Here is a 26,596-nt window from a genome sequence, read left to right on the forward strand (position 1 = left end):
GAGCAGAACGGTACCCAAGCCGAGCGTCCGAAGCTGCGATGATGCTTCGGTGAGTCAGACAGCGGAATGGGACCGCGTGGTCGAGGGCGCTCGTGTTCAGTTCATGGCCGGCCAGGACGACGAGCCCGAGACTGCCGACAACATCGATGCGCACCTGTACCTTGCTGACGGTACCCATCGTTACGCCACGTTCATGACGACGGGTGAGATCGGTCGTCTCCTGCAACGGTGGGCTGGGACCGGGGAGGTTGGGGGCGGCCGATACTTTTGGTGCTCTGACCTGGTCATCATTCCAAGACCCGGTGTCGAGGCGATGGTGGGTCGAGGTAGAGGCATCGGGCCGCGAGTTTGTCGAGACCGACGGCGAAGTAGATCGCCATCAGCGGGTTGACGAACAGGTCGCCGCCGCCGGTGCGTCGGGTGAATCGGACGTCCCCGAACTCGCCGCTGGTGGCGACGGCGATGCGAAACGCTCTGTCAGTCACTACCGCCCCCGCGCACGGCGACAAGGCGACCTGGTCGCGGGGGTTGAAGCCCAGCCCCGTCCGGGTGCAGTGGGACCCTGAGGTCCCTGCGTCTGAATGCGTTGTTGGACTGTCAACACCATCGAGTAGCGAACTGTCAGTATTCTGCCATCCGGGCGAATCGACGCCAAAGGATAGAATGCCTGAGCGAAATGAGTGACCACAGTGGATCACTGGAGGCGCACTGGTGCTGTGGCAATCGGCGGCGATGTGCGACCCGCGCCAACCGCTCCGGCTGTCCGAGCGGGTCGGCGCGCTGGCGGGTCGGCGCCATCCCCCGCGCGCGGCACCGTCGGCTTGCCGGGCGCCGGCGAGAGCCTGGCCAACGCGGGCCATGGTCGCCGGACTGGTGAGTCTGCTGCTTGCCGGTTGCACCACCGAACCGGGGCCGACTCGACTGGACGGCACCGATCAGATCGTCGAGCCGTCGGTCAGCAGCGCGGCGCCGCCCGGTCCTGAGTTCGACCTGGCCCGTCGGAGTCTCGCCGGCGCCCAGCTCACCCGGGACGGTAAGTATCAGGCACGGCTGGCCGGCGACTGGGTGGTTGTCTCCACCGCCGACGGTGCCGAGTTCGACCGGTTCGGCACCGGCGCCGAAGACGCCCGGATCAGCATGGACTTCTCTCCCGACGGGCGATACCTCGCGGTCGGACTACCGGACTCGGTGGTCCTCTACGACTTCACCACGAAGGACCCCACGGCGCTGCCCCTGCCCGAGGAGGTAAAGCGGCCGGACGGCGAACCCCAGCCGCGCGCCGGCAAGTTACGCTTTTCGGCCGACAGCGGCCATCTGGTGGTCGAACTGTTCGATGAGCGGGACAACAGTCGCTACTGGCTCCACGATCTGCACAGTCGCCGTGAGATCGTCTCGCCCCTTCCGTCGAGCATCGAGGTCCCGAGTGATCCGGGTGTCATCTTGGACGTAGCAGGGCTGGCCGTGGTCAACGGCGGAAAGCGGGTGGTTATCGCCGGTCAAGAAGGCTTCCTGGTTTGGGTGCCGGACGAGCAGACATTCCAGTGGCGGCCCTGCGCCTGCGGTAGCACCCTGACCAGCACAGTGGACCGGCAGGCTCGGCACGTGGCATTCCTGACCCTGAACGACGAAGTGGTGCTTTGGGATCCGGGCCCTCCCCAGGAGGTTGGACACTGGAAGGTGCCGGCCGTGGCCTCAGGAGCCAATCCGGCCGTGAACCCCACCGAGTTGGAGTTCACGGAGAACGGCGGCTGGCTGCTGGCCGGCCCGGAGTACGGCCACGTGTGGTCGGTCCCGGACGGCAAGCTGGCGGGTTCGTGGCAGGGGTCCGGGGCGTGAGCGGCGGCAAAGCGAAACGGCGGCGCGGCACCAGCGGTCCGGACCGCAAGAAGGTAGTCCGGGGCGGGCGTCCGGTAGCGGAACAGGACAAACCGGGCGGCGATCAGCCTGCACCGCGGCTGCGTCGGGTGCTGGGATCGTTACATCGGGCGTGGTGGTTCGTGCTGGGCACTGCGGTAGCCGCCCTCGTTGGCGCCGTCGCGAGCATCTATGTTCCCAGATGGGTTGATCATGTGGACCCGCAGGTCGTCGCGGTACACGTCGTGGTGAATCCGGCCACCGTGGACACCTGGGGCACCGCGGAGTTCGCCATGGTGCTGCCGAAGGACGCCCGGCCCTCCGATGATCCACCGGTGGGCTGCGCGACGCTGATCGACTGGGCGCGCGCCCTCGGCGCGGTCGATCACAAGGTGAGCCGGGTGCGCGTCGTCGTGCAGGGCGCCGGCGACCAGGGGGTGCTGATCGACAACCTGCGCGCCCGCGTGATCCGGCGCAGCCAAACTCCGGAACCGGCCGGTGTGCAACTGCGCTGCGGCGGCCAGCAGGGAGCCGCCGAACCACGGGACGTCGAGATGGACCTGGACGCTCCCCAGCCGGCCGCCCGCTACCGCACCCTGATCGAGGGGCGCAGGCCACTGTTCGGGTTCACCCTCGCCAAGGGCGAGACCGAGGTTTTCGACCTGACCGCGTTCACCACCGGCACGGTGGAGTGGACTCTCGAACTCGACCTCGTGGTCGCTGGGAAACGAAAGCGGGTCGAGGTGACCAACCGGGGTCGGAGCTTTGTCACGACCGCAGCACCGGGACCCCGGACCTACCAGGTACCCCCAGGCGGCGACCACTGGATCGAGTGCGTGCACACGCCCCGCCCGGCCTGCCCGGAGGGTGGTCCGCCGGCACACTTCCGATACGACGCCTGACGGCTCCTCAGCCTTCAGGAGGACGGTTTCCCTCCGCTTTTGACGACAACCCAGTTGGTCACCGCTTTGCCTTCAGCCAAAGCGGTTTGGGCGTCAGCGCGTTCGACCGATCGCACCCACTGTGCGGCACGCCCGACCAACAGTGGCGGACCGGCCAGGGAGAACGCACCGGAGCCGGCCGAGGGCGCCGCAGAGCTCAGCACCGCTCAATGATCACTGACGAGGCGCGGACACCGACGACGCGGCTAGGTCACGGGAACGGGGGGAGGGGCGAGCAGGGGGCGGTCCTCCGCCGGAAGCACCGAGCGGGACCTGCGAGGGTCATGGTCCGGGAGATGTCAGTGCCGTGTGCAAGGCTGCGACGTGATAATGCGATCAAGGTGGGAGGGTGCGGAATGAGTACGAAGGCTGGCGGGACCTTTGACGTCACATCATTCGAGCCGGAGGTGCTCGACCAAGGCTCGGGGGCCGCGCTTGGCCGGGCCCGGCTCACCAAGACCTTCCAGGGCGGCCTGGCCGGCATCAGTACGGTGAACATGCTGTCGGTGGCCGATGTCGAGGGCACCCCCGCTGCTTATGTCGCCGTGGAGCGATTCACGGGCGAACTCGACGGCCTCAAGGGCTCGTTCGTCCTCCAACACAGCGCACCCGGCAGCCACGGTGAGCAACTCGCGATCCGCGTCGTCCCGGGAACGGGCTCCGGTGAACTTACAGGGATCGTGGGGGCTTTCGAGATCGTCCAGTCCGACGACGGCAGCCACTCCTATGTCTTGGAGTACACACTGGCCTGACGCATCCCCCGTCACCGTCCAGACCCTCGGGGTGTGTCATGTGGGAAAGCGCCCTCCGTAGCGGAAAGATCCGACCCGCGAAAGGCCGATCATCCCGGCACGGAGAGCGCTTCGACGCAGTGACCACCCCAAAGCCTTCTCGAGGTGCGACGCTAGTCGATTCGGTGTGCGCTATAGATGTACACCACGACCGGATCCGCTGCCCTTCGGTACCACAAGAGACCGGCTGGGCTGGTGCAGCGCCCGTCCATGATGTAGGTGTATTCGGGGTACGCGTATCCGGCCACGTTGGACGAACTGCTGTAGCCGTAGCGCCACGGCGCCTCTGCGAACCGCATTTCTATGCGCGCGGTATTCGTGCAACCCGCGGCGAGCGCCGGGGTTGGCACAGCCAGTGTGCTCAGCGGAAGGACGATCGCCGTTGCCAGCGCCAGCAGTGATCTCCTCAAGATCTTGCCTCACTTTCTGCACGACTGCCGTGTGAACGACGCCGGCAGCGATGACGAATTGCCGAACGTGTCCGAGGTCGGTCCGCAACCCGTGTGGGGCGAAACTCGTTCTCCAGCTTCGATTCGGCAGCGTCACTGATGATTGGAGTTCAGCTTATGGACGCTGGATAGGCGGTCGCTACCGCCGGTGACGGTTCCGAACACAAGCGCGCCTGTCCGGGCTGCTCACCAGCTTGTTCGGACTTGTTCGAACGCTGGTCAGAGCGTGGGGACCGTTCCTGGTTCAGCAGAACAGCGCGCATCTCGAACAGCGTCCAACAGACGTCATGCGGATGCCGATTGTTGCGTGAGGGTCAGCTGTCCGAGTTCCTGGGTGCATCGGGTGAGCGCCACGTAGAGGCCGTTCCAGCCGCGCGGTTCAGCGGCGACGCCCAGCGGGTCGATGAGGAGCGTCGCGTCCCATTCCAGTCCCTTGGACTGGGTTGCGGTGAGCACCGGCACGTCGCTCAGCACGGCTTGCAGTGTGGCGATGCGCTCCGCCGGGGCGATGACGCCGACAGTGCCGCCGTGCCACCGTTGCCGCAACTGCCGCACTGCTTCGACGGCGACGCCGGCAAGCTCAGCGGGCGTGACTGTGCGCTCCCAGGGGGCGATGCCGGAGGTGCGTACCGCTCGTGGCGGCGTGTTGTGGCTGCCAGCCTTCTTCAGGACCGGTTCGGTGAGGTCCATGACCTCGCGCGGGGTCCGGTAGCAGATGGTGAGTTCCGCGGCGGTCCAGCGGTCTCCGAAGGCAGCCCGTACCGCTTGCGCCCAACTGGTGTGCCGGTGGGCTGCCTCGGCCTGGTCGATGTCGCCGACGGCGGTGATGGAGCGACTGGGACAGCGCCGCAGGACCATCTGCCACTGCATCTCGGACAGCTCCTGCGCCTCGTCGATGACGACGTGACCGTACACCCAGCCGCGCATGCGGCGAGCGCGTTCGGCGAGGAACTCGCCCTGTGGTTGCGGGGCACCGACCTCGCCGAGCAGGTCGGCGAGGGTGTCGAGCAGCGGGATGTCGCTTGATGCCCATGGGGCGGGCTCGGCCGCGACGGCGGTGATCTCCTCGGGGGACAGTTGCGGGGCGAACCGGGTCAGCAGGGTGCGGTCGGTCAGGAGGTCACCCAGCAGGGTCTCGGGGTCGAGGGTGGGCCACCACGCCTCGATGAACCGGGCGATGGTGGCGTTCTCGGCGATACGACAACGAAGCTGCTCGACTTCCTCATCGGAGAGCAACCCGTCGATGTCGCTGCCGGTGGACGTCGGGGTGGAGGAGTGGTCATGCGCCATGCCCTTGTCCACGCGGGCGAGGATGTCCTCGAAGCCTTCCTCCATCTCCTCCATCAGCGCCTCGCGCTGCTCGGCGACGACATCGGCCAGGAGGTGGTGCAACTGCTCGGCGAACGCTGCGCGGGCGCTGTGGTACGGGCGTCCCTGCACCGCCGAGGCGAGCGCCTGCGTCACAGTTGCGGTGGGAATGACGTAGAAGTCGCCCTCCCAGCGCAGCTTCAGCTCGCGAGGCCGGGGGAGCAGCGACGCGACATAGCCTTCGAGCGCGGGCTGCCAGAGGGCGCGGCCCTTGATCTCGGCGAGAAGTCGGCTCTCGTCACGGCCCACCTGGATGTCGGCCAGCAGGGTGTCGCAGGTCGCCGAGACGACGGCGGTCTCACCGAGCGCGGGCAGTACCTGGGCGATGTACTGGAGGAACAGCGGCGACGGGCCCAGGACCAGGACGGCCTGGTCGGCCATCTTTCGGTGGGTGAACAGCAGGTACGCGACGCGGTGCAGGGCAACCACCGTCTTGCCCGTGCCGGGACCGCCCTGGACGATCAGCGGGCCGGCCGCCTCCGCCCGGATGATGTCGTCCTGTTCGCGTTGCAGGGTGGAGATCGCCGTCGACATGCGACCGGTGCGGCGCTGGTCGAGGGCGGCCAGTAGCGCACCCTCGCCGACGAGTTCCGCAGTTGCGCTGCCGTCCAGGGGTTCGTCGTCCACGCCGACGACGGCCGATCCCGTCGTACGGATGTGCCGGCGCCGCGCCTGACCCTGTGGGTCGACGGCCGTCGCCGTGTAGAACGGGCGAGCTGCGGGAGCGCGCCAGTCCACCAGCAGTGGCTCAGTGCCCTCGCCGTCGTTACGGAGACCGACACGGCCCACGTGGCGCACTGTGCCGTCAAGGCCGTCGAGGCGGCCGAAGACCAGCCCCTCCTCTGCTCGCCGTAGCTCGTCGTACTGCTGGCGGAGCATGCGCTGCCGGGCCTGTTCCAATGCGTCCAGCGGCTCTGACGAAAGCTCGACCTGTAGGTGATCGGCCAGCCTGTCGCGCTGGGCGGTGGCCAGGTCCAGAAACGCCTGTTCCTCGGCGACGGCGGATCGGCGCGCGCCGCCCTCTGCGGCCGAGGCCGGCAGGCGGCCGTCAGGTCCTACTTCGCTGACGCCGGCGGTGCCGTTGCCCAGAACAGACTTCCGGTGCATTCGCAAATCCTTGTATCGGGGTGACCCTCGGCCCGGATGAGCCGCAGCCTATTCGGCGGCAAGCATAGAGTTGGTTTCCCTCACCGGCCAGGAAATCCGCCGGCAGAGATCGGAATCTCAATGCCTTGCAGTTCCGGGGTTGCTTGTGGCCTCACCAATCGCGATTCGCTATTGACAGTCCAGTCGTCATCTGTTCTGCGGCCGCGTTGCGAGCAGGAGAGCGTTGATGCCCTACTGAACGCCCCTGGGCCGTTACTCGGTCGACGGCTCAAGGCCCGACTGCGTCGCCTTCCACGCATTCTTGACGGCCGGCGACTTCGACGACCGTCATGTGTGGCGGGGCCCCTGTCGGCCGTTTCCGAACTGCTCGAAGAACGTGGAGGGTGTTACCCGTTCTCACCGACCATGGACCGGTCCTGGTTCGTCTGGACGGACCACGACCTACTCGGCACGAAGGTCGGTGGGTCCAGGCAACTGGTCGACGCGGTCAGGAGCCACCCCGCCCTGGAGACGGTGGAGTGGCCCGCCCAGGTCAGCTCAACGTGAAGGACACGTCGTCGACGTCGAAGGTCGTGGCGCCGTTGCCGGCTGTCTCGCTGGCGAGGAAGCTGGCCGTCGCGGTGCGTTCGGTGGTGGCGGTTCCGCTCGACATGACGTACTGCCGCCACTGCGCACCGCCGTCGAAGGCCAGCGAGAACCTCGTCTTCGGGGGTATCCCGGTGACCGCCAGTCCGACGTTCAGGTAGTCGCCGCGGCTGGTCTCAGTGGTGGTGGTCCGCACCCAGAAGCGGACCGTCAGGTCGCAGTTGGCCGGCACCGTGACGGTGCTGCGCAGCAGGTCGGCACGTGTCACGTCCAGTCCGGCGAAGGTGGCGTACGCGCGGCCGGTGTGTGCGGGCCGGGTCGCGTCGCCGAGCACGACGATGCGGGGGCCGGCCGTCCAGTCGGCGGTGCCGCGCTCGAACCCCGGGTTCGGGTGGATCTGCCCGGTGCAGGGCGGGTCGGCCGCTGGCTGGCCGTGGGACGCGCTGCCCGTGGCCAGGAGCAGTAGGGCCGCAACCGAGACGGTGGTGACGAGTGCCTTCATCGGTTCCCCCAGGTCAAATATTCGAGATGGTCGATGTCTTTCGACCATGCGCGATGGACGTGGGCGCGTCAAGCCCTTCCCGCCGTCGGCTCCGCGTGGGCGGCGGCCGGCCGGAGCATGCTGGCGCTACCGCCTGCGGCGGGAGTCGGCCTCGCTGTCGAGCAGGTCGTTGAGGGTCAACGCAGAATTGATCAATGAGAGGTGGCTGAACGCCTGGGGATAGTTGCCGATCTGCTCCCCGGTCGCGGCGATCTCCTCGGCGTAGAGGCCGAGGTGGTTGCTGAAGGTGAACATCTTCTCGAACGTGAGTCGGGCGTCGTCGAGGCGGCCGGCACGGGCCAGTGCCTCGACGTACCAGAAGGTGCACATGTTGAAGGTGCCCTCGTGGCCCGGGAGGCCGTCGGGGGAGTGGACCGGGTCGTACCGGTGGACCAGGCTGTCGGAGACCAGTTCGCGCTCGATCGCCTGCAGGGTGGACTGCCACAGCGGGTCGCTCGGCGTGACAAAACCGACCGCCGGCATGGCGAGCAGTGCCGCGTCCAGCACGTTCTCGTCGTACGCCTGCACGAAGGTGCCGCGGGCCCGGTCGTATCCGCGCTCCATGACCTGGTTGTAGATGCGGTTGCGCTGCTCGGTCCAGCAGGTCATGTCCCCGGGGCGGCCGGTGCGGGTGGCCAGCCGGATGGCCCGGTCCAGCGCGACCCAGGACATCACCCGACCGAAGGTGTAGTTGCGGGGGTGGTGACGGCTCTCCCAGATGCCGGCGTCGGGTTGGTCCCAGTTGTGGCAGAGCCAGTCGACCAACCGGACGGTGCTCTTCCACACCTGGTGTGAGACGCGGATGCCCTGCTCGTCGGCGAGGTGCATGGCGTAGAGGGCCTCGCCGTGGATGTCGAGCTGGAGCTGGTCGGCGGCGCCGTTGCCGATCCGTACCGGCCGGGAGCCGCGGTAGCCCTCCAGATGGTCCAGCACCTCCTCGTGCAGGTCGGAGGAGCCGTCCACCCGGTACATGATCTTCAGCGGGTCCTGGTGGTCGCCGGCCTCACGGATCCGCTCGTCCAGCCAGTTCATGTACTGGCTGACCTCCTCGGTGAAGCCGAGGCCGAGCAGCGCGTGCACCGAGAACGACGTGTCGCGTACCCAGGTGTAGCGGTAGTCCCAGTTGCGGGTTCCGCCGACCAGTTCGGGCAGCGCGGTGGTGGGTGCGGCGATCATCGCGCCGGTCGGCGCGTACGTCATGAGTTTGAGCGTGATGGCCGAGCGCTCGACCATCTCCCGCCAGCGGCCGGTGTAGCTGGAACGTTCGAGCCAGCGTCGCCAGTAGTCCCGGGTCCACTCGAACATGCCCTGGATCTCTTCCGGCGCGAAGATGCGCGGTTCGGCGCCGCCCGTCTCCAGGACCACCCCGCCGGTGTCGCCCTCGTTCAGCGTGCCGTACGCGACCAGGTCGCCGCCCTCAAGGTGGACGTCACCCTGTTCGGAGATCAACCGCCGCACCGGGTCGACCGGATTGAACGTCAGCGTCGCCGACCGGCTGCGGAAGACGTAACCGTTGTGGTGGCGCTCAAGCTGATGCTCTTCGCGGGCGTAGTCGAAGCGCGGCCGGCACTCCACCCGGAAGCGCATGCTGCCGCGGACCATGGTGACGGTGCGGACCAGCCGATGCGTGTCGGTGACCCGCTCGCCGGTGACCGGCATGAAGTCCATTACCTCGGCCACCCCGTCGGCGCTGATGAACCGGGTGATCAGGATGGGTGTGCCGGGGAGGTAGAGCTGCTTGGTCACGTACCGCACGTCGTGTGGCGCGATCTGGAAGTAGCCGCCCTTCTCCTTGTCGAGCAGGGCGGCGAAGATGCTCGGCGAGTCGAACCGCGGCGCGCAGAACCAGTCGACGGTCCCGTCGCACGTCACCAGCGCGGCGGTCTGCAGGTCGCCGATGAGACCGTGATCCTCGATCGCCGGATAGGTGTCCACGTCTCTCCCCGGTTCGGCTGCGTCCTGCGCACCGAACCTAGGGGAGGAATTGTCGCCTTAGGCGAGATTCACGTTCCGCCACCCTGTCGCGTGCCCCCAGGTGCGACGGCGACGGCCGGGGTCCCTGCGCCGCCTGGCCCCGGGCGTCAGGGCAGCGGGCGGCAGGAGGAACGGATGACCAGCTCGGTGGGGAGCCGGATGTGGGTGTCGCGTTCGACGCCGGCGATCAGGTCGACGAGCAGGCGCAACGCCTCGGCGCCCATCCGTTGCAGCGGCTGCATGATGGTCGTCAGCGGTGGGTTGACCAGCGCCGACTCCGGTACGTTGTCGAAGCCGATCACTGACAGGTCGTCGGGCACCGACAGGCCCATGTCGCGGGCCACTGTCATCGTGGAGATCGCGGAGAGGTCGTTACCCGCGAAGATCGCGCTCGGCCGGTCGGTGAGGGCGAGGAGTTCCGCGGCCGTGCCGGCGGCGCTCTCGATCCGGAACCCGCCGACGCGGACGAGCCGCTCGTCCACCGGCACGCCGGCGTCGGCCATCGCACTGCGGAAGCCGGCCTCGCGCAGCTGAGCAGACTTCAGGTCGGTGCGTCCACTGATGTGCCCGATCCGGGTGTGGCCGAGGGACAGCAGGTAGTTGGTCGCCAGCACGGCGCCGGCGAAGTTGTCCGAGTCGACGGTGGGCAGGTCGGACGGCCCGGTGTGTGGGTCGACGGCCACGACGTGGAAGCTGTGTTCGGTCTCGACCACGGTCGGCGTGACGATCACGGCGCCGTCGATGAGGGTGCCGGAGAGCCGGGCGAGCGAGCGCCGCTCCCACCCCACTGCGGCGCCCTCGCCGTCCCCGCTGGAGTAGGCCAGCAGCTGGTACCCACTCCCGGCGACCTCCTGCGACGCCCCCTTGAGCAGCTCGGTCGAGAACGGCTCGAACTCGGCGACCAGGATGCCGAGCACGTTGGTGCGGTGGCTGCGCAGGCTCTGCGCCCCCAGGCTCGCCTCGTAGCCGAGCTCGTGGATGACCTGCTGGACGCGCTCCACGGTTGCCTGGGCCACGCCGTAGCGGCCGTTGACGACCTTCGACACTGTCGCGACCGAGACGCCGGCAGTACGTGCCACATCCGACATCTTGACGCGCTGCTGAAACACCACGTCGATGATGATAGGGCCCCGCCGCGGGTGCGTCGCCACCGACTCGAAAACGTTATCGATACCGATTGACATCAAGTTACATGACTGTAAAACTTCGCCGCAGGCCGAGTACCGCGACTGACTAGTCGAGGAGACATCGATGGCAACGAAGCGGCGTGCGAGTGCCGTCCTGGCACTGTTAATGACGAGTGTTCTTGTTACCGCCGGCTGTAGCGGCGGCGGCGAAGAGGCGGCCCCTCAGAGCGAGCTGTACAAGGATCCGGTGACCCTTAGCTGGTGGCACAACGCCTCACAGGACGGGCCCGGCAAGACCTACTGGGAGAAGGTCGCCAAGGACTTCTCCGCACTTCACCCCACCGTCAAGATCGAGATCGAGGCGATCGAGACGAACCAGCTCCAGCGCACGCGGCTCCCTGCCGCGCTGCTGAGCAGCGACCCGCCGGACATCTTCCAGGCCTGGGGCGGCGGCGAGATGACCGAGCAGGTGGAGGCCGACTACCTCAAGGACATCACCGACCAGGTCAAGACCGAGGTCGGCAACATCGGCAGCGCCGCGGAGATCTGGCAGGTCAAGGGCAAGCAGTACGGCCTGCCGTTCCGGATGGGCATCGAGGGCATCTGGTACAACAAGGACATGTTCGCCGCGGCGGGCATCTCGGCTCCGCCGACCACCTTCGAAGAGCTCAACACCGCGGTCACCAAGCTCAAGGCGACCAACGTCATTCCGATCGCCGTGGGCGCCGGTGACAAGTGGCCGGCCGCGCACTGGTGGTACAACATGGCGCTGCGCGCCTGCTCGGTCGACGCCCTCAAGAAGGCATCGGCGGAGAAGAACTTCGACGACCCGTGCTTCGTGAAGGCCGGCCAGGACCTGAAGGCGTTCATCGACACCAAGCCGTTCCAGCCCAACTTCATCGCCACGCCGGGCCAGAACGACCCGACCAGCGCCAACGGCATGCTCGCCAACGGCAAGGCCGCGATGGAGCTCATGGGTGACTGGAACCGCGGCACGCTGGACACCGTCACCACTGACAAGGCGAAGCTCGCGTCGTTCCTCGGCTGGTTCCCGGTGCCGGCGATCGCCGGTTCCCCGGGCGACCCGAAGGCGGCTCTCGGCGGTGGCGACGGGTTCTCCTGCGCCAAGAACGCCCCGGCCGAGTGCGTCGAGTTCCTCAAGTACATCGTGAGTCCCGAGGTGCAGAAGGGCTACGCCGAGACCGGCACCGGCCTTCCCGTCGCCAAGGGCGCGGCGGACGCCGTGAAGGACCCCGCGCTGAAGTCCATCCTGGATGCCACCTCCGGGGCGAGCTACGTGCAGCTCTGGCTGGACACGGCGTACGGCAGCACCGTCGGCAACGCGATGAACGACGCGATCGTCGCCATCTTCGCCGGCAACGGGACGCCTGAGAAGGTCGTCTCGGCAATGAAGGCGGCCGCAAGCAAGTGACCTCCGCCAACCAGATCCGTATGCCCGCCGGTGGCGCTTCCGCGCCGCCGGCGGGCCCCCACAAGGCCGGGCGCGAGTCCGCCCGCCGAGCCGACAACCGCCGCAAGTGGTACGAGATCATCGGGCTCACCACGCCGGCCGTTCTGATCTACGTGATGTTCGTTCTGGTGCCGATGGGCTTCGCTGTCTACTACAGCCTGTTCCGGTGGCGCGGGGTCGGCCCTCCCACCGAGTTCGTCGGTCTGCGGAACTACACCCTCGCCTTCCAGGATCCGATCTTCCTCGACGCGTTGCGCAACAACGCGATCATCGTTTTCGGGTCGCTGCTGATCCAGGGCCCGATCGCCCTGGGCGTCGCCCTGCTGCTCAACCGTCGCTTCCGTGGGCGGGCCGTGTTCCGCCTGCTGGTGTTCGTGCCGTACGTGCTGGCCGAGGTCACCGTCGGCATCATGTGGAAGCTGCTGCTGACCGGCGACGGCACCGTCGACGCGCTGCTGCGGTCCCTGGGAATGGGCGGCCTGGTGCAGGCCTGGCTGGCGGACCTGGATGTGGTCATCTGGACCCTGCTGGCCATCCTCACCTGGAAGTACGTCGGCTTCGCCATCATCCTGCTCCTCGCCGGACTGTCCAACGTGCCCGATGAGCTGACCGAGGCGGCGGCCATCGACGGCGCGAGCTGGTGGCAGATCCAACGGCACGTCACGATCCCGCTGCTCGGCCCGACGATCCGGATCTGGATGTTCCTGTCCATGATCGGCTCGCTGCAGATCTTCGACATGATCTGGGTGACCTCGGTGCCCGCGGTGCGTTCCCTCGGCGCGTCGGCAACCATGGCGACATACATGGTGGACAACGGGTTCTTCGCCCGGCTGTGGGGCTACGGCAACGCCGTGGCGGTAATCCTGTTCGTCATCTCCTTCGTGGCGGCGCTGCTGTTCCAGCGGTTCCTGCTCCGCCGCGACATCGAGGGCGCCATCACCGGAAGGGCGAAGTGACGATGGCCGTGAACTCGGTTCTCCCCCCGTCCACCGGACGCCGTCAGGTCTCCTGGGGCACCCCGCTCACCTACGCGCTCGCCCTCGCGATCGCGGCGGTGTCGATCGCCCCGGTCATCTACGTGGTCATCGGCGGGTTCCGCACCACCCCGCAGATCGTCGCGGACCCGGCCGGCCTGCCCGACCCGTTCGTCTGGGACAACTACGCCAGGGTGCTGACCCAGAGCAATTTCTGGCAACAGGCGTTCAACAGCGCGGTCATCGCCCTGGGAACCACGCTGGCAGTGGTCGTGCTCGGACTGGCCGCCGCGTTCGTGCTCGCCCGCTACCGCTTCCGCGGGCGGGAAGGGCTCTACACCTTCTTCACCCTCGGTCTGCTGTTTCCGGCCGGGGCGGCGATCCTGCCGCTCTACCTCATGCTGCGTGACCTGAATCTGATCAACTCCTACTACGCGGTGATCCTGCCGCAGGTCGCCTTCTCACTGCCACTGACGATCGTGATCCTGCGTCCCTTCCTCTCGGCCATCCCGAGAGAGTTGGAAGACGCCGCCGCCATCGACGGTGCGAGTCGGCTCGGCTTCCTCTGGCGCGTCGCGATGCCGCTGTCGCGGCCCGCGCTCGTCACCGTTGGCGTCCTGGCGTTCGTGGCGAGCTGGAACTCGTTCCTGCTGCCGCTGCTCGTCCTCAGCGACGTCAACCTGCACACCCTGCCGCTGGGCGTGCAGAACTTCTCCAGCCAGTACACCACCGACACGGCAGGCGTACTCGCCTTCACCTCGCTGGCGATGCTGCCGGCGCTGCTCTTCTTCACACTCGCGGAGAAGCAGATCGTCGGTGGTCTGCAGGGTGCGGTCAAGGGCTGAGCGGCAGCGGTACGAGCACAACCACAGGAAGGCACAGCATGACTGAGGTCCACGCGGTAGTGGGCGGACCGGTGCCGGCTCAGGCAGGTCCGGAGCACGGCCGACCGGATGGGCGCGACGGCGAGGCCCGCCTTCGCGATCTCCTCGGCCGGATGACGATCGAGGAGAAGATCGCTCAGCTCGTCGGCTTCTGGGAGAAGGAGGACGGCGAGGCGGTCGCACCGTTGCAGGGGGAGTTCGGCGACGCCTTCAAGCTCGAAGACTTCTCCCGGCACGGGCTCGGTCACCTCACCCGCACCTACGGCACCCGCCCCGTGGACGCGGTCGAACACGCGGCCTGGTTGTGGAAGTTCCAGCGCGACCTGGTCACCGGCACCAGGCTCGGCATCCCGGCGATCGTCCACGAGGAGTGCCTCACCGGGCTGTCCGCGTGGAGGGCGGCCACCTTCCCCACCCCACTGGCCTGGGGTGCCGCGTTCGACCCCGACCTGGTCACCGAGATGGCCGCGGCGATCGGTTCCTCGATGCGGGCCCTGGGCGTACACCAGGGGCTCTCACCGGTGCTCGACGTGATCCGTGACCCCCGCTGGGGCCGGGTGGACGAGTGCATCGCCGAAGACCCGTACCTGGTCGGCACCATCGGCACGTCGTACGTGCGTGGCCTCCAGTCGCAAGGGGTGCACGCCACCCTCAAGCACTTCGCCGGCTACTCCGCCTCGCGCGCCGGGCGCAATTTCGGCCCGGTGCACATCGGCCGCCGGGAACTGGCCGACGTGCTGCTCCCCCCGTTCGAGATGGCCATCATCGACGGCGACGCCCGCAGTGTCATGCACTCGTACACCGAGATCGACGGGGTGCCCGTCGCCGCCGACCCGACGATGCTGACCGGCATCCTGCGCGACCAGTGGGGCTTCGACGGCACAGTGGTGGCCGACTACTACGGTGTCGCGTTCCTGAACCTGCTGCACCACGTGGCGAGCGATCACGCGGACGCGGCCGGGCAGGCGTTGACCGCCGGCCTCGACGTCGAACTGCCGACCGGCGACGCCTACCTGACCCTGGGGGAGTCGGTGCGGGCGGGCAAGCTCGACGAGGCGCTCATCGACCGCGCGGTGCTGCGGGTGCTGCGCCAGAAGCAGGACCTGGGTCTGCTCGACGCGACCTTCAGCGACGAGCCGCCCCAGGCGATCGACCTCGACTCGCCCGAGCACCGGTCGATCGCCCGCCGGCTCGCCGAGGAATCAATCGTGCTGGTCGCCAACCGGGACGCGCTGCCGCTGCCCACCGGGCAACGGGTGGCAGTCATCGGCCCGAACGCCGACCGGCAGAGCGCGCTCTTCGGGTGCTACTCATTCCTCAACCACGTCCTCGTCCAGCACCCCGGCGCGGAGGCCGGCATCGACGTGCCGACAGTGCTCGACGCCGTGCGGGCCGAGTTCGGCGGCGACCTCGTCACCTGGGCGCGCGGCTGCGACGTGGACACCGACGATCGGTCCGGCTTCGACGAGGCCGTCGCCACGGCCTCCGGCGCGGACGTGGCCGTCCTGGTCGTCGGCGACCACGCCGGCCTCTTCGGACGCGGCACTGTGGGCGAAGGCTGCGACCGGGACGACCTGGAGCTGCCCGGCGTCCAGCGCGAACTGGTCGAGTCGGTGCTGGCGACCGGCACACCTGTCGTCCTCGTGCTGGTCACCGGCCGGCCGTACGCCATCGGCTGGGCGCTCGCACGCTGCGCGGCGGTGGTGCAGGCGTTCTTCCCGGGTGAGGAGGGCGCCGGGGCGATCGCGGGGGTGCTCTCCGGGCGGGTCAATCCGTCGGGCCGGCTGCCCGTGACCCTGCCCGGGTCGGCCGGCGCGCAGCCGTACTCCTACCTGCACCCCACTCTCGGTGCGGGCAACGCGGGGACCAACCTGCTGGCGACGCCCGTGGCGCCGTTCGGCCACGGCCTCTCCTACACGACATTCGCCTACGACGAGCTCACAGTGCCCAGCACGGCGCCGACCAGCGGGGCGGTAGGGGTGACGGTGCGGGTGACGAACGCCGGCGCGGTCGCCGGCGACGATGTGGTCCAGCTCTACGGTCGCGACGTGGTCGCCTCGGTGACCCGGCCGGTGGCGCAGCTGCTCGGCTACCGGCGGGTCCACCTGGAACCGGGCCAGTCCGTCACTGTCGAGCTGACGGTGCCCACCACCCGGCTGGCCTTCTCCGACCGCACGTTCACCCGCGTCGTGGAGCCCGGAGACATCGAGCTCTGGGTCGGCACCAGCGCGCGGCGGGACATCCAGGCGCTGACCACGCTGGTCGGTGACACCGTCGCGGTCACCAACGCCTCTCCACGCTGGACCAGCACCGACGTCCGCTGAGAACCGGTCCGTCGCCGTCCCAACGGACGTTCGGCGGGCCGGCTCCACTCGCGTCCCGGTTCCCGGTGCCCATTCCGTCCCCGCCAGGAGTGCCAATACGGCCAGGCGGGTCGGATCGAGCAGGGCCCGAATCGTCAGGCGTCTATGACCATGAATGCGATGGCAAAGACGTTTGTCCATGTTTCAGAAACCTCTGAAATGCGCCTGTCGCACTGGTCAACGACCACCTACCGGGCTAGCCTCCCGTCGAGGCGGGATGTCGGATCGGCGATCGGCTCCGCTGTTCCGCGGGTCAGCAGGTCGGGGTTCGGCGTGTCCCGCCGACGTCGTGCGGCGCTCGCCAGTTCCTGCCGCTCAGAGCTGAGGAGTCGATGGTGAAGTTCACTCACACGGCATCACGGATCGCTGTCGCCGCGGTGGCGACAACACTGCTCGCCCTCTCCGGCGGCACGCCCGGCTCGGCGGCGCCCGGCACGACAACCACGCACACCCCGTCGACCTGGACCCTCGTCGACCTGCCGCAGCGGCTCTGCGCAACCCCCGACGACCCGCGCGCTCTGTACTACTTCGTCGTGCTCGACGGTGCGTGGTCGGCACCGGTCACCGCCGACTACACGGGCATGCCGGTCGGCGTCGAGGTGTACAGCCCGTTGACCGCCCTACCCGGTTCCGGGGACGGGCACGTCGTTCAGATCCTGGCCGCGTTCCGGCTGAGCGGCGTCGCGCCCGGGCGGTACGTCCCCCAGCTCCGGGTCACCGACGGCGCTGTCACGCAGAGCGCCCCGGTCGTCCTTGACGTTCGTTCATCCTGCTAGCGGGCGGCGCGCGTCCGAGCCGACGACGCGAGCAGCACCGACGAGCTACTCGCGCACACCGTCCTGGTGGGGGCCGAGCTGGCTGATCTCGTACCCGTCGGGGTAGCTCCTGGCCGTGATCCCGTCGGCGAACAACGCGGTCGTCAGTGGTGCCCCGAACCACCGCTGCAACCGCGAGCGCGTCCGTAGGGCCAGGTGCAACCCCGCCCGGACCGGCCAGGCTGGCGTGTCGACCCGCGTCGCGCGCCGCAGCGGCGCGTCGTACAGGGCGCTGACCAGCGCGTTTCCCAGCGGGGCGAGCAGCCGGGGGATCCGGGTGAGCATCAGCATGCGGGTGGCGCGTTCGATGGCCGCCGCGTCGTCGTTGGGCTGCAGGTGAGCCGCGTCGTGCGCGTCGAACCAGGTCTCGAACTCGTCGTACGACCCGGGGATGTCGGTGATGCCCATCCGTCGACCCAGCTCCCGGTAGAACAGGTATGTGGCGTGCCGTTCGTGGCAGCAGGGCGGGCGCCAGCCGTACTCCTGCAACCACCGGGTAGGGATCACCACCAGGCAGCCGAGGACGTAACGGAAGTCGTCGTTGCTGATGTCGTACCGACTGTGGATCTGGTTGACGCGCCGCAACGCGTCGCGGCCCCGAGGCTGGTCGAAGCCGTTGAGCACCATCTCGTACATCAGCAGGCCGGTGTCGTCGATCCGCTTCTGGGTGCGTTCGGTCAGCTCGCCCGTGGCGGTGTGCACGGCGGCGATGGCGGGGATGGAGAACGACCGATTGAAGGCGAGGTTGAGCCCGAGCTTCATGTCCCACGGAAACTCGTAGCGCAGCATGGTCTGGTAGATGACCAGGTAGTCGCGCTCCGGGTCGAGAGCACGGGTGCGGGTCAGGTTGTCGTAGCGGCCTCTCATCGGCGGACCTCCGGGCCCTGGCCACCCGACCAGGTGACGGTGGTCAGCCGGGCGCCGAGCAACCGGCGCGCCCGGGCGACCTGACGCGCGTTCGCGTTGACCAGCACCGGCTGTTCGGCGGCGCCGAGGATGGGCAGATCCGACAGCGAGTCGCTGTAGGCCACCCGCCATGGTGGCGTCACCCCCTGGCCGGCGAGCTGCGCCATCTTGGTCGCACCGTGGTTGTGCACTAGCAGCCTCGGCCCGCGAATGTGCGAGGCCACCAGCTCGACCCCGGCGAGGCCGATCGCGTCGAGCACCGCGCGCGCCAGGGTCTGCTCGCACGCGGTCACCACGATGACCCGGTCGCCGGCGGCGAGGTGGGTACGGATCATCCGCAGACCGGTCGGGATCATCCGCCCTGGCTCCGCACCGAGGTCCGCGCCGAAGCGTTCCAGCTCTGCCCGCAACTCGTCCGCGTTCCGGCCCCACAAGCCGATCCGGCTCACCCACCGTGCCGCCCGCGGGCGGAGGGCGGGAACAATGGCGACCGGCGCGAGGAGAACGAGCACTGCGACGGCGAGCGGCAGCCGGGCACCCGCGAAAGCAGTGCGCCGTAGGAACAGCCCGAATGCGTCCCCGCGCAGCAGTACGCCGTCGAAATCGAAGATCACGGTGTCCGCGGTCGACGCCCTCATCGGTCTATCGACCCCGGTGCCGCGGGCGGTTCGCCATCAGCCGAGTGTACGGGTGCCCGGGTGGGTCAGGTCGGCTCGGCCGCGGTCGGCAGCACCGCGATCAGATCGAGCACCTCGACGGCGCGGGCCGGGCCGAAGGCGTCGGTGAGGATGGCAGTGAACTCCTCGTCGCCGAGCCGGACCCGCAGTTCGCGCAGCGCGTTGAGGTCGAGCGCGGCGTTCGTCGACCCGATCTGCCGGTCGATGTTCAGTGCCTCGACGATCAGCGGGATGCCCTCCGCGGGGTGGCCCTGCTCGACGCGCAGCTGCCCGATCGCCACCTGATCCAGCGCCACCTCCTCCCAGTTGCCCTGCTCGCTGTCGATCCGCAGGCAGGCCCGGTAGCACCGCTCGGCCAGGGCCCGGTCGCCGCGCAGACCGGCCACCCGGCCGAGGTGGAAGGTGCTGTTGGAGACGCCCGACAGGTTCCCGAGCCGCTTCTTGATCGCTATGGAGCGGCGGTAGAACCCATCCGCGCCGGCGAGATCCTCCTGCTCCTCGCAGACCCGGCCGAGCTGGTGCAGGACGATGGCCTGGTTGGGCTCGTGGCGCAGTAGTCGGTAGACCTCCAGTGCCTGCTCGTAGCGGGACCGGGCCTCGGCCAGCCGGCGGGTCTCCAGCGCCACCATGCCGAGGTCCTCGTGGCACTTGGCGACCCCCGCCTGGTAACCGGCGGCGGCACAGATCGGCAACGCCCGCAGCAGGCACATCCGGGCGGTGCCGAACTCACCCGCCTGGGCGGCGGCGATGGCGAGCAGGACGTACCCGCTGCCGAGCGGCGTCGGGTGGGAGTCGTCGAACCGGAACCGCAGGTACGCCTCAACCCACTCGACCCGCTGCGCCGCCTGTCGCGGGTCGAGGTGCCGGGCCAGTACCGCGGAGAAGGCTTGCGGGCCCAGCTCCAGGCGCTGCACGGCCAGCCATTCCAGGGCCGCCTGGAGCGGCGGCTCGTCGTCCCCGCCGATCGCGTTCACTGTGTGCGGCACCGCCTCGGCAGCCCGGCCGAGGACAGTTCGGACGCCGCCGAGCAGTTCGTCGCAGCGGCGCAGCAGCCGGTCCTCGCCGAGGGCCGCGACGATCGTCCGGGCGCTGGCGAAGCAGCTCTCGGCGAATTCGAGGTCGTCGAGGTCGCGGGAGAGGTGACCGAGCAGCAGCGAACACTCCGCTATGTGACCGTTGCTGCCGACCTCCTCGAAGATCTTCAGGGCGGCACGGACCCGCTCCTCGGCGGTCTCGTACGCGAACTGGGCGAGCGCGATCCGCCCGAGCATCACCAGCCCGCTGCCCTGCCGGACCCGGGCGCCCAACCGTCCGTAGGTGGCGATCGCCACCTGGATGCACTGCTCCGCCTTCACGAAGTCCCGGGCCTCGAAGGCGAGTACGCCGATCTGGTGGTGGCTCGCCGCGATCCCGTCCAGGTCGTCGAGTTCCCGGGCGATCGCCAGCTCCTGCAGGTAACGCGACATGGCCAGTTCACGGTCGCCGTTGCCGCGGGCGATCCCGGCGAGCTGGTGCAGGGTCCGGGAGACCGCCGAGCGGTCGTCGAGCCGGCTCAGGATCGTCAACGCCTCCTGGAACAGCCGGTCCGCTGTCGCCCGGTCGCCCCGGTTGTCGGCGACCAGGCCCAACTGGTGCAGGAGTTTGCCGACCCCGCTGTCGTCGCCGAGGTCCCGGTAGACGGTGAGCGCCGCCTCGTAGCGCTCCGTCGCCTGCGGGTACTCGCCCCGGCTGAGGTGCACGTCGCCGAGTCCCTTCAGGAAGCTCGCCCGGCGCGCCGAGCCCGGGGGCGCCATCGGCAGTAGCTCCCGCCAGATCTTCTCCTCCCAGGCCCAGTGCCCGGCCGTGTGCAACTCCTGGCAGGCCAGCTCGGAGTAGGTGACTACCTCGTCGGTGTCGCCCGCGGCCAGGTGGTGGTACCGCGCCTCGACGGCCCGGCGGATGAAGTCGTGCTGGTCGGTGCTGGAGCGGGCCCGCCAGCCCCAGTAACGGCCCGCCCGGCGGTGCGCGTCGACCACCGCGTCGCGGCCGGCGATCCGCAGCAGGCTCGCCGCCGTCCACCGGTGCACCAGGTGGCCCCCGGTCACCGGGGCGAGCAGCCCCAGCTGTGACAGCGTCTCGACCGACTCGTCCAGCCCCGCCGGTGCCGGCGGTGGGTCGTCGACGTCCGCCGGGTCGGCGAGCTGCCAGGCGAGGCCGGTCCGGTCCGCCGGGGTGCGGTACACGGCCGCGCCGAGCAGCAACCGACGTGCCGCCGGGACGGCCTCCAGGCGGGCGAGCAGCCGGGGCAGCAACACATCCTCGGCGGCCAGCGCGCCGGCCTCGGCCAGCGGCGTGCCGACCTCGGCCGGCCCGTCGTCCCGGCCACCGCCGGCTGCGGCCAGTTGGCCGTCCACCTCGTCGGATCGGTCGGTGCCGCCGCGCAGCAGGCCGTCGAGGTATTCCAGCGCGCGCGGGTGACCACCCAGCCGGTGCCACATCCGTTGCTGTTCCGCCGGCGTCAGCTGGCCCACGCCTGGCAGCCGCCAGAGCAGCTTGCGGGTCTCCTGCCAGGAGAGCGGACCGAGGTGACAGGTTTCCAGACCGGCGACCGGGAACGGGTGCCGGCTGGTCACCACCAGCTCGTGGCGGGACGCCCAGGCGGCGAGGAACGCGCTCAGATCCGCGTCGGCCAACAGGTGCTCGGCGTCCAGCGCGTCCTCGGCGTTGTCGAAGACGAGCAGAAGAGGCGGACCGTCGGTGCCGACCGCCTCCAACCGTCGCCGCCAGTCCTGGCCCGGCTCGGCGAGGGCGACGAGCCAGCGCCGCAGCGGGTCGTCCGGGGCCGCTGCGACGCACCGGCTCTGCACCTGGCGGCGCAGCTCGTCGAGGATCCCGTCGACGGTGCCGTCGCCGCGGGTCGCCACGACGATGCCACCCGCGTCGCGGAACCGCCGCGCGAGTTCCGCGGCGAGACTCGTCTTGCCGATCCCGCCGATGCCGTGGACGAGAACCCGCAGCTTTCCCCGGGACAGCCGGCGCAGGATCTCCCGGCGGCCCACGAAGTCCGTCGGTGCGCGCACCACACCGTCTCCGACGAGCGACTGGCCGGGCGGCGCGGCGACGGCCGCGTCGTCCCGTCCGCCGGCCAACCGCAGCCCGGGGTCGGTCAGGAACAGCGTCGGCATCCACCACTCGGCGGCGGTCGGGGCCAGCTCGCGGCGTACGGCGGAGACCTCCGCCAACAGCTCCGGTTCGCTGCGGGCGGCCAATCGCTCGTAGAGCCGAGCGCAGAACTCGATGGTGTACCAGTCGCTGACCGTCCCGTTCATCGCCAGCACCGCCGGCGCGCCGTGGGTCAGCAGCGCGCCGGCCAGCCCGGGCAGCTCCCGCTGATCCGGCCGCGCGGTGGAGCAGCCGGCCAGCACGATCAACGGCACGGTCCGGCCCGGCGGTAGCACCTCGGCCAGGAACCGCGCGGCGTCCACGCGGTCCTCCGTGCCGGTGGGGGTCTCCAGCAGCAGCGCGCCGGGGCGCGCGTGACTGGAGATGTGCAGGACGTGAAACGGCTCCTCGGCGAGGGCGGCCCGGATCGCTGCGGCGCTGCCCCACTCCAGGACGCGCACCCGCACCCCGTGCCGATGCCCGGGTTCCACAGCGCCGAGGATCCGACCGAGCTCCCGCTCGTGGTCCAGCAGCGGGTGGGTCGAGTCGTCAGGGCTCGCGATCGCCGCGAGCATCCGCAGTGGGCCGTCCACCCGGACCGTGGGTGCCGGTGTGTCGGGGCCGGTCCGGCACACGTCGACGTCGGGGTGCAGGGCCAGCGGCGTTTCCTCGCCGGGCAGCACCAGGGTCTCCCAGGGCAGGTCGGCCAGGCTCGCGTCGACGACCTCGATGCCGAGCCGGTGTCGGCCGGGGCGGTCGAGTTCAGCGTGCAGGACCGGGCCGGCGGCGTCGAGGAAGCGGCGGCCGAGCGCGACGCCGACCTCGTACGACAGCTCCACCGAGGGGCCGCCGCGCAGCCGCCAGAGCAGGTCGGCGGTGCGTTGATCGGCTGGGCCCACCGGGTGTCGGCGCCGGTCGCCCCGAACGGCCAGGACCACGTCGGTCGCGCTGATGGTCAACCGGATCACGAAGGCCCCCTGCGGTCACCCGGCGGACGACCCGACGCCGAGGTGGATTGCCGGGCTGACCGATACTGTATCCATGGCTGACGATCCTGAGGAGCTCGCGCAGGTCAACGCCGTGCGAATCAACGACAGCGGCGAGCTGGAGTTCTTCGACGGCCAGCGCTGGGTGCCGTACACCGATCTGCCCGACGACGAGACCGGCCCGTTAGGTGTCGTCTTCCGCGACGACAGCCGATGACCGGGGAGCCGCCGACGAGCGGCGCGGGGTTGGACGCGCTGCCGTCCCCGTTGGACTCGGTATCGGACAGTCGGGCGGCGGCACGGTGGATCATCTCCTCGGCCGGCGCGGTGGGCGCGCTGCTGCTCGGCGGCGGCCCGCTGATCGCCGCCGGCACTGTCACCGACTGGGCCCATGCGGCGTGGGCGGGCGGCGGCCTGCTGGTGACGCTGCTCGGCGTGGCCTGGGCGATCTGGCGGACCAGCGAGGTGCTCGTCCCGCCGATGACCACGCCGGCGACCCTCACCGGGCCGGAGCTGCGCGGCCTGCGCGAGCGGCTGGAGGCCGAGCCCTGGTACCACTTCGGCGGGTACGCCGGCGACGTCGACTCGCTGCTGCGTCATCGCCGGATCGCCGCGGAGATCACCTGCCGCCTGTCGACGGCCCCGCCGCAGGAGCGGGCCGCCCTGCGGGCAGGGCTCGCCACCGCGCGCCGCAACATCGCCCGGACCGACCCGTACCTGCGCTGGCTGCTCGCCACGGCGCACGCCTGGCAGGTCCGGGAGGCGTTGCGCCGGGCCCGCCGACAGACCTTCCTGGCCGCCGCGCTGGTGGTGGTCGGGGCGGTGGTGTTCATCGCCGCGACTGCCGGATAGCGCGCCGCCTCGTCGGGCTACGACGGAGGCGGCACGCCATCCAGCCGTCGGTCAGTACGGATATCCGGGGACGTTGAGCCGCACGCTGTAGAGCCCGGAGTCGCCCCACCGGCCCGACGTGACGAAGAGGGTCTGCCGGTCGGGGCCGCCGAACGCCACGTTCGTCGTGCCGGAGCCGCCGGACCGGATCGTGCCGAGCTGGGTGCCGGCGGGGGAGTAGACGTGGACCAGGGAGTCCCCGCCCGAGGTCCAGTACACGTTGCCGGCGCAGTCGATGGTGCCGCCGTCCGGGCCGCCGATGTAGTTCACGAAGACGCTGCGGGCGCCGATGCTGCCGTCGGGCTGGACCGCGTACTTGTAGATCTTGTTCTCGGAGTAGGCGCCGACGTACAGCGCGGTCCCGTCCGGCGAGAGCGAGATGCCGTTGGGTTGGCGCAGCCGATCGTCGACAAGCGACACCTGCCCGTTGGAGACGCGGAAGACACTGGTACGACCGCTCATCTGGTCGGGGCGGTTGCCGCGCTGGAAGTTGGGGTCGGTGAAGTAGACGACGCCGTCGGAACGGACCGCGACGTCGTTCGGCGAGTTGAACGCCCGGCCCTGGTAGTTCGCCGCCACGGTGCTGCGGGCCCGGTCGCTCAACCGGTACGCGGACACGCTCCGCTGGTCGTGGGTGGCCGCGACGAGTTGCTGGCCGTCGGCGCTGAGTGCCAGGCCGTTGCTGCCGGCGTCGGCGATGAACGTGTCGAAGCCCGCCTGCGGGGTGAACCGGCGGATCGTCGACGGCTGCACGTTGTACGGCCCGGTGCCGGCGGCCATGTCGGAGAACAGCAGGTAGCCGCCGTCGGCGACCCAGACCGGCCCTTCGAGGAACGTGAAGCCGCCCTGGATCCGCGGGGCCGTCACGGTGCTGGCCGGCAGCGGTGGGCCGTAGCTGGCCCCCGTCGGGCAGGCCCCGGGCGGTGCGCCGGGCGGACCGGCGAACGCGGCGTGAGCGCTGACATGGGCAGCGTCGGCGGCAGCACCGGCGGGCAATGGGGTGGCGCTGACCGTCAGGCACAGGCCGGCCAGTGCGGCAATGGTTGGACGCCAGGTCATCGAGTACTCCAATCGGCGTCGAGGGTGGCGATGGCCGGCGTGCGAGGTCGGTGGCTGGCACGGCGTGAGGGCGGGCCGTCGATGTGGATATTCGGGAGCCTAGGTTATGAACCGGCAACCCGCAGCAATCTTTCGCCGTTGATTCCGAGCGGGACGAGGGTGGCAAATACAAAGACGCTGGTCAATGGCATAACAGTCTCCGGAAATCCTTCCGGTACGACCACAGTGGACGAATCAGTGGTGACCTGAGGCGTCTGCCGGAGGCAGGGAATAGGGTTGGGTCATGAGTGGCCTGCTCGGTGGTGCCCGAACCGCGGTCAATCCCCTCCGCCAGCTCACGATCGACCAGCTCCGGCAGCGGACGAGCCTCAAGTGGCGGGAGTACCCCGACGACGTGCTGCCGCTCTGGGTGGCCGAGATGGACGTGCCCCTGGCCGAGCCGGTCGCACGGGCGATCACCGATGCCGTCGCGCGCGGAGACACCGGCTACACCGCAGGAACGGCGTACCCGCAGGCGGTGGCCGAGTTCGCCGCGCAGCGGTGGGGTTGGGACGGGCTGGCCGTGGAGCGCACCGCGCTGGTGCCCGACGTCATGCACGGCGTCGTCGAGGCGGTGCGACTGGTCACCGAGCCGGGGGACGCGGTGGTCGTCAACTGCCCGGTCTATCCGCCGTTCTACGAGTCGGTGGCGCACGCCGAGCGCCGGATCGTGGAGGCACCGCTCGGCGCGGACCTGCGGATCGACCTCGGCACGCTGGAGGATGCGTTCCGGCGGGCTCGCGCCGGTGGACGGCCGGCCGCGTATCTGCTCTGCAGCCCGCACAACCCGACCGGCGTCGTGCACAACGCGGCCGAGTTGACCGCCGTCGCCGGACTGGCCCAGCGGCACGGGGTGCGGGTGGTCGCCGACGAGATCCACGCTCCGGTGGTGGCTGGGGGCGCGCGGTTCGTGCCGTACCTCTCGGTGCCCGGCGCGGAGAACGGCCTGTCGCTGATGTCTGCCTCCAAGGGGTGGAATCTGGCCGGCCTACGCGGCGGGCTTCTGGTCGCCGGCCCGGCCGCGGCCGGGGACCTCGCCCGTGTCCCGTTCGGGGTCAGCGTCAGCACCAGCCACCTCGGCGTGATCGCCCACACCGCTGCCTTCCGCGACGGCGGCGAGTGGCTCGACGCCCTGCTGGCCGGCCTGGACGACAACCGTCGGCTCCTGAGCGCGCTGCTCGCCGAGCACCTGCCGGCCGTCCGCTACCAGCCCGGCCAGGCCACCTATCTGGCCTGGCTGGACTGCCGCGCCCTGGGCCTCGACGACGACCCGGCCACCGTGTTCCTCGACAGTGGCCGGGTGGCGTTGAACTCCGGACTGGCGTTCGGCACCGGCGGTGTGGGGCATGTCCGATTGAACCTGGCCACCGCGCCGGAGCTCATCATCGAGGCGGTACGCCGGATGACCAGCGCCGTTGGCTGAGACCGGGCGACCGGCAGCAGCGGTGTTTCGACTCCTTCCCCGGCTGTTGCGCCGGGACGCCCTACTGGCGCTGGCGGCACCGACACGCCTCGCGGCACGCCTGACCCGCTGATCCGTCCGCCGCCGGTCCGGGCGGGACCCCGACCGATCGGTAGGGCTTCCGACAGTTCTTCGACGGGGACGCAACCTGATGATCGTCCGGTCCCGTCGAGCTTGCGGAGGAGGGAGCC

The 26,596-nt window shown here is 69.7% G+C and carries 20 protein-coding genes and 1 pseudogene; 12 read left to right on the top strand and 9 right to left on the bottom strand.

What is annotated here, in order from left to right; genetic code table 11:
* Positions 1-287: 287 nt before the first annotated feature.
* A complete protein-coding gene (locus AB0B98_RS11745; protein ID WP_357362311.1) occupies positions 288-485 on the bottom strand; it encodes a hypothetical protein in 198 nt (65 codons plus the stop codon).
* 13 nt (positions 486-498) lie between these two features.
* On the opposite strand from AB0B98_RS11745, the pseudogene AB0B98_RS11750 reads away from it, so the two are divergent.
* The 4 genes and pseudogenes from AB0B98_RS11750 to AB0B98_RS11765 form a co-directional block, all read left to right on the top strand.
* A pseudogene (locus tag AB0B98_RS11750) lies at positions 499-567 on the top strand (DUF4291 domain-containing protein); the annotation flags it as partial.
* Positions 568-873: 306 nt separating this feature from the next.
* Positions 874-1,836 (top strand): hypothetical protein, encoded by a 963-nt coding sequence (locus AB0B98_RS11755; RefSeq protein WP_357362313.1) that lies wholly within the window; start codon positions 874-876, stop codon positions 1,834-1,836.
* Positions 1,837-2,069: 233 nt separating this feature from the next.
* Positions 2,070-2,756: a hypothetical protein gene (locus tag AB0B98_RS11760; RefSeq protein ID WP_357362314.1), complete on the top strand. Its 687-nt coding sequence runs from the start codon at positions 2,070-2,072 to the stop codon at positions 2,754-2,756.
* Between the two features lie 395 nt (positions 2,757-3,151).
* Complete coding sequence (locus AB0B98_RS11765; protein WP_357362316.1) at positions 3,152-3,547, top strand: DUF3224 domain-containing protein; 396 nt, start codon at positions 3,152-3,154, stop codon at positions 3,545-3,547.
* Between the two features lie 773 nt (positions 3,548-4,320).
* Here the strand turns inward: AB0B98_RS11765 and AB0B98_RS11770 are convergent.
* The 4 genes from AB0B98_RS11770 to AB0B98_RS11785 form a co-directional block, all read right to left on the bottom strand.
* Positions 4,321-6,510 carry a UvrD-helicase domain-containing protein gene (locus AB0B98_RS11770; RefSeq protein WP_357362318.1) on the bottom strand — a complete coding sequence of 730 codons (2,190 nt, stop codon included), beginning with the start codon at positions 6,508-6,510 and terminating at the stop codon, positions 4,321-4,323.
* 532 nt (positions 6,511-7,042) lie between these two features.
* A complete protein-coding gene (locus tag AB0B98_RS11775) occupies positions 7,043-7,597 on the bottom strand; it encodes a hypothetical protein (RefSeq protein ID WP_357362320.1) in 555 nt (184 codons plus the stop codon).
* Positions 7,598-7,723: 126 nt separating this feature from the next.
* The gene (locus AB0B98_RS11780) at positions 7,724-9,571 is read right to left on the bottom strand and encodes a glycoside hydrolase family 15 protein (protein ID WP_238668557.1); all 1,848 of its coding nucleotides are present in this window, start codon (positions 9,569-9,571) and stop codon (positions 7,724-7,726) included.
* Positions 9,572-9,717: 146 nt separating this feature from the next.
* Positions 9,718-10,722: a LacI family DNA-binding transcriptional regulator gene (locus AB0B98_RS11785; protein WP_238668556.1), complete on the bottom strand. Its 1,005-nt coding sequence runs from the start codon at positions 10,720-10,722 to the stop codon at positions 9,718-9,720.
* 262 nt (positions 10,723-10,984) lie between these two features.
* Here AB0B98_RS11785 and AB0B98_RS11790 point away from each other — a divergent pair, with 262 nt between their 5' ends.
* From AB0B98_RS11790 to AB0B98_RS11810, 5 genes are all read left to right on the top strand, one after another.
* Positions 10,985-12,169, top strand: coding sequence for an extracellular solute-binding protein (locus AB0B98_RS11790; RefSeq protein WP_357362322.1), 1,185 nt, complete (start codon positions 10,985-10,987; stop codon positions 12,167-12,169).
* Positions 12,166-13,164, top strand: coding sequence for a sugar ABC transporter permease (locus AB0B98_RS11795; RefSeq protein ID WP_357362324.1), 999 nt, complete (start codon positions 12,166-12,168; stop codon positions 13,162-13,164). The genes AB0B98_RS11790 and AB0B98_RS11795 overlap by 4 nt, the downstream gene beginning before the upstream one ends.
* Before the next feature lie 2 nt (positions 13,165-13,166).
* Positions 13,167-14,027: a carbohydrate ABC transporter permease gene (locus AB0B98_RS11800; RefSeq protein WP_181518555.1), complete on the top strand. Its 861-nt coding sequence runs from the start codon at positions 13,167-13,169 to the stop codon at positions 14,025-14,027.
* A 38-nt stretch (positions 14,028-14,065) separates the two neighbouring features.
* A complete protein-coding gene (locus tag AB0B98_RS11805) occupies positions 14,066-16,390 on the top strand; it encodes a glycoside hydrolase family 3 N-terminal domain-containing protein (protein ID WP_357362327.1) in 2,325 nt (774 codons plus the stop codon).
* Between the two features lie 374 nt (positions 16,391-16,764).
* On the top strand, positions 16,765-17,205 hold the full coding sequence (locus AB0B98_RS11810) for a DUF5980 family protein (RefSeq protein WP_357362329.1): 441 nt from the start codon (positions 16,765-16,767) through the stop codon (positions 17,203-17,205).
* Positions 17,206-17,250: 45 nt separating this feature from the next.
* On the opposite strand, the gene AB0B98_RS11815 is transcribed toward AB0B98_RS11810, so the two are convergent.
* The 3 genes from AB0B98_RS11815 to AB0B98_RS11825 form a co-directional block, all read right to left on the bottom strand.
* A complete protein-coding gene (locus AB0B98_RS11815) occupies positions 17,251-18,111 on the bottom strand; it encodes an oxygenase MpaB family protein (protein WP_357362330.1) in 861 nt (286 codons plus the stop codon).
* Positions 18,108-18,788 (bottom strand): haloacid dehalogenase-like hydrolase, encoded by a 681-nt coding sequence (locus tag AB0B98_RS11820; protein ID WP_357362332.1) that lies wholly within the window; start codon positions 18,786-18,788, stop codon positions 18,108-18,110. The genes AB0B98_RS11815 and AB0B98_RS11820 overlap by 4 nt, the downstream gene beginning before the upstream one ends.
* A gap of 65 nt (positions 18,789-18,853) precedes the next feature.
* Positions 18,854-22,936, bottom strand: coding sequence for a tetratricopeptide repeat protein (locus AB0B98_RS11825; protein WP_357362334.1), 4,083 nt, complete (start codon positions 22,934-22,936; stop codon positions 18,854-18,856).
* A 73-nt stretch (positions 22,937-23,009) separates the two neighbouring features.
* Between AB0B98_RS11825 and AB0B98_RS11830 the strand changes: the two genes are divergently transcribed.
* Together AB0B98_RS11830 and AB0B98_RS11835 are read left to right on the top strand one after the other, a co-directional pair.
* Entirely contained in the window at positions 23,010-23,171 is a 162-nt protein-coding gene (locus tag AB0B98_RS11830) for an NAD(P)-dependent oxidoreductase (protein WP_238668547.1), read from the top strand.
* Entirely contained in the window at positions 23,168-23,806 is a 639-nt protein-coding gene (locus AB0B98_RS11835) for a hypothetical protein (protein ID WP_357362336.1), read from the top strand. Before AB0B98_RS11830 ends, AB0B98_RS11835 begins: the two co-directional genes overlap by 4 nt.
* Positions 23,807-23,857: 51 nt before the next feature.
* Here AB0B98_RS11835 and AB0B98_RS11840 read toward each other — a convergent pair whose 3' ends face one another.
* The gene (locus AB0B98_RS11840; RefSeq protein ID WP_357362338.1) at positions 23,858-24,904 is read right to left on the bottom strand and encodes an SMP-30/gluconolactonase/LRE family protein; all 1,047 of its coding nucleotides are present in this window, start codon (positions 24,902-24,904) and stop codon (positions 23,858-23,860) included.
* A gap of 283 nt (positions 24,905-25,187) precedes the next feature.
* Here AB0B98_RS11840 and AB0B98_RS11845 point away from each other — a divergent pair, with 283 nt between their 5' ends.
* Positions 25,188-26,366, top strand: a complete 1,179-nt coding sequence (locus tag AB0B98_RS11845; protein ID WP_357362340.1) for a MalY/PatB family protein — start codon at positions 25,188-25,190, stop codon at positions 26,364-26,366.
* Positions 26,367-26,596: the final 230 nt, after the last annotated feature.

Origin of the sequence: Micromonospora sp. NPDC048947, assembly GCF_040649495.1 — a bacterium.
GTDB classification, from domain to species: Bacteria; Actinomycetota; Actinomycetes; order Mycobacteriales; family Micromonosporaceae; genus Micromonospora; species Micromonospora alfalfae.

Excerpts from the sequence above, each read along its gene's own strand:
- AB0B98_RS11765 (WP_357362316.1), top strand. The coding sequence starts at position 3,152 with ATGAGTACGAAGGCTGGCGGGACCTTTGACGTCACATCATTCGAGCCG.
- AB0B98_RS11770 (WP_357362318.1), bottom strand. The coding sequence starts at position 6,510 with ATGCACCGGAAGTCTGTTCTGGGCAACGGCACCGCCGGCGTCAGCGAA.
- AB0B98_RS11775 (WP_357362320.1), bottom strand. The coding sequence starts at position 7,597 with ATGAAGGCACTCGTCACCACCGTCTCGGTTGCGGCCCTACTGCTCCTG.
- AB0B98_RS11800 (WP_181518555.1), top strand. The coding sequence starts at position 13,167 with ATGGCCGTGAACTCGGTTCTCCCCCCGTCCACCGGACGCCGTCAGGTC.
- AB0B98_RS11805 (WP_357362327.1), top strand. The coding sequence starts at position 14,066 with ATGACTGAGGTCCACGCGGTAGTGGGCGGACCGGTGCCGGCTCAGGCA.
- AB0B98_RS11815 (WP_357362330.1), bottom strand. The coding sequence starts at position 18,111 with ATGAGAGGCCGCTACGACAACCTGACCCGCACCCGTGCTCTCGACCCG.
- AB0B98_RS11820 (WP_357362332.1), bottom strand. The coding sequence starts at position 18,788 with ATGAGGGCGTCGACCGCGGACACCGTGATCTTCGATTTCGACGGCGTA.
- AB0B98_RS11830 (WP_238668547.1), top strand. The coding sequence starts at position 23,010 with ATGGCTGACGATCCTGAGGAGCTCGCGCAGGTCAACGCCGTGCGAATC.
- AB0B98_RS11835 (WP_357362336.1), top strand. The coding sequence starts at position 23,168 with ATGACCGGGGAGCCGCCGACGAGCGGCGCGGGGTTGGACGCGCTGCCG.
- AB0B98_RS11840 (WP_357362338.1), bottom strand. The coding sequence starts at position 24,904 with ATGACCTGGCGTCCAACCATTGCCGCACTGGCCGGCCTGTGCCTGACG.
- AB0B98_RS11845 (WP_357362340.1), top strand. The coding sequence starts at position 25,188 with ATGAGTGGCCTGCTCGGTGGTGCCCGAACCGCGGTCAATCCCCTCCGC.